The sequence below is a fragment of the Actinocrinis sp. genome (assembly GCF_035605935.1).
Classification (GTDB): domain Bacteria; phylum Actinomycetota; class Actinomycetes; order Streptomycetales; family Catenulisporaceae; genus Actinocrinis.
In genome coordinates, this window is record NZ_DATNGK010000177.1 from 1 (window position 1) to 2,983 (window position 2,983).

Sequence of the window (2,983 nt, forward strand, 5' to 3'; positions counted from 1 at the left end):
CGCGGTGGCCTTGATCAGGGACTCGGAGACGTTACAGCCATAGGCGTTCCAATCGTTGAACCCCATCTGCGGCGTCAACGCCAAACCATTACCCAACGCCTGCGCCGGCGCTGCCGCTCCCACTGTGAGCAGCGGCGCCCCGGCAACTACCAACGCGACCGCAAGGAGACCCAGTCCGGCGCGCCGGCGTGTCATTGAGCGAATACCCCGCCATCGGCGCGGATGTCCCGTGTCCTGCATACCGTCGTCTCCCTGTTCTCTGAGCGCTCCTGTTAGCGCTAACACGATGGCCTCGCCCAAGACAGCGATCAGCGGCGGCGTTGTTCGAGGCGTTACGGAACGCAGACGGTGCAGTGCGGTCAGCGCACTGTCAAGCGGTGGAGCAGCAGGCTGACTCTCAATGTAAGCACAGGGTGTTGAATTACCAATCGCTGGCTCGCTCGCGATGTGCTGCAAGCATTCGAACGCTGTCGACCGTTCGACGATCGCCGACAGATCCGAACACCGGCCTAGTTTCAGAAAAACAACGAATCACGATGTCATGGGATGTATGGGTGCTGCCTCGGTCTGCATCGGGCCGTGATCAATTGTAAGTTTCGCATTCGGTTGCACGCATACGAAGGCTGACGCCGTGCCCAAGACCGTATCAAAGCCGCTGATCGGATGCCGCTCGTTGGCGCCTCGGAGCCCACCTCGCAACTCGCATCCGCGCCACGAAATCTTGAGGTTTCCGTATCGTCTTGGCAACGTCACCGAGCGATGTGGCACAACTTCGGGCACGCACATTCCATCACCGCGCTGCTGAGCTGTCGCGTATGAGAGCGCTAACACTGCTGCCCTTCTGCACCAATACAACTGAGGAAGAGGTACGCGATGCGAGGAGATCCACGTTCCATGTCGGCGCCGGATGACGCCGGGGGAGTGGGGGAGCGGGCCAGGCTGCGGCGGCGGCCGCATGCGCTGCGCGCCGTGGTGGCTTCGGTGGCGGTGGTGGCGGCGATGATCGCGATGGTGTTCGCGGTCGGTCCGGCGTCGGCGCAGCCGAGTCCGAACGCGATCACGCCGAACGCGACGCAGCGCGGTCCCAACCCGACGATTCAGAGTATTGAGGCCACGCGCGGCACGTTCGCGACCGCGCAGCAGAATGTGGCGCCGGGCAACGGGTTCAACGGCGGGGTGGTGTACTACCCGACCGATACCAGCCAGGGCACCTGGGGCGCTTTGGCGATCGTGCCGGGCTACACCGCGTTGTGCGCGAACGAAGAGGCGTGGATGGGGCCGTGGCTGGCCTCCTTCGGGTTCGTCGTGATCTGTATCGAGACCAACAGCCGCACCGACTTCGACGTGGCGCGCGGTCAGGAACTGCTGGCAGCGTTGGACTGGTTGACCACGGCCAGCCCGGTCAAGAACGAGGTCGACCCGAACCGGCTGGCGGTGCTGGGGCACTCGATGGGCGGCGGCGGCATGGTCTACGCGACCGAGCATCGCCCGAGCCTGCGGGCCGCGGTGGGCCTGGCGCCCTATTCCCCGTCGGAGAGCTGGTCTACCGACACAGTGCCCACCCTGGTCATCGGCGGGCAGAACGACACCGTGGTCACCCCGTCCCTGCTCTCCAGTGAGTACGCGACCCTGCCGGCCTCGACGACGACTGATTTCGCGCAGATCGCCGGTGCGGACCACGTGTACTACACGCACGCGAACAACGTAGAGATGAAGCTGATCATCCCGTGGTTGAAGATCTTCGTGGACAGCGACACCCGCTACACCCAGTTCCTGTGCCCGAGCCTGCCGGACCCATCTACGATCTCCATCTACCAGCCCAAGTGCCCATATGTGCCGCCGGGCGGTGGCAGCCCCTCCCCGTCAACCTCCGCCAGCGCCTCTGCCTCGGCCAGCGCGTCCGCTAGCGCATCGGCCAGTCCTTCGGCCTCGGCGAGCAACACCCCGCCGCCTCCCGGAGCGTGCGCCGCGACGTATCAGGCTGAGGGCTCGTGGCCAGGCGGTTTCCAGGGCCAGGTCACCGTCACTGCGGGCAACGCCGCGATAAGCGGCTGGACCGTGCACTGGACCCTCGCGAGCGGACAACAGATCACCCAAGTCTGGAACGGCACCCTGACCACCAGCGGCTCGGCGGTCACCGTCAAGAACGTCTCCTACAACGGCTCGCTGGGCGCCGGAGCCACCACTACTTTCGGATTCCTCGCCAACGGCTCACCTTCTACCCCGACCCTCACCTGCACCAGCCCGTGACCCGATAACCCGTGACCCGATAACCCGTAACCTTCGGCACAACGGTTGAGCGCGCCTGCCCCGCCGGCGCGCTCAACCCTCGCCGAGCGCGCGTGCCGCGCCGAGTGAATCAAGAAACTTTCATACCTTCACAGCGAACTCTGCGCGCTCTGCCTGCGGTTCGTCACGGCGTGAACCGCAGTAGGGTCGAGAGTTTCGCCGCCTCTGGACGCGTTCAGAGCGGCCGCGCTACAACACGTCCGATGTGTCCCCGGTTGTGCCGCATCAACATGACCATTGCGACGCATCAGGAGGACTTGTGTCCGTTCGGCCCGGACTGCTGCGGCTGGCCGCCGCGGCAGCCGCATTCTCGCTTGCGCCGCCGCTGGCGCTGGCCCTGGGTTCAAGTACGCCGGCCGCGGCCGCCAGCACCACTACCGCCTGGCAGGACGGAGCGTTCTCGCAGAACATCGGCGGGATCGTGTCGCGTTCGAATGTGGTGATCGGCAAGGCGAACGCCGCGGCGAACCAGTTTCTGCCGCTGGGCAACGGCTCGTTGGGGGTGGCCGCGTGGGCGGCTAACGGCTTGACCGCCCAGCTCAACCGCAGCGACACCATGCCGAACCGGCTCTCCCCGGGCCAGGTCAATATCCCGGGGCTGTCCGCGATGACCTCGGCATCGAACTTCGTGGGCTATCTGGACCTGTACAACGGGGTGCTGCACGAGTCCGGCGGCGGGATGGGCGTGACGGCC

1 protein-coding gene and 2 pseudogenes are annotated in these 2,983 nt (G+C 65.6%); 2 read left to right on the top strand and 1 reads right to left on the bottom strand.

Going from position 1 to position 2,983, the window contains the following annotated elements; translation table 11 throughout:
* Positions 1-195 (bottom strand): annotated as a pseudogene (locus VN779_RS14560) (alpha-galactosidase); the annotation flags it as partial.
* A gap of 699 nt (positions 196-894) precedes the next feature.
* Between VN779_RS14560 and VN779_RS14565 the strand changes: the two are divergent.
* Together VN779_RS14565 and VN779_RS14570 are read left to right on the top strand one after the other, a co-directional pair.
* Positions 895-2,250 (top strand): cellulose binding domain-containing protein, encoded by a 1,356-nt coding sequence (locus VN779_RS14565; RefSeq protein WP_325723479.1) that lies wholly within the window; start codon positions 895-897, stop codon positions 2,248-2,250.
* 298 nt (positions 2,251-2,548) lie between these two features.
* Positions 2,549-2,983, top strand: a pseudogene (locus VN779_RS14570) (hypothetical protein); the annotation flags it as partial.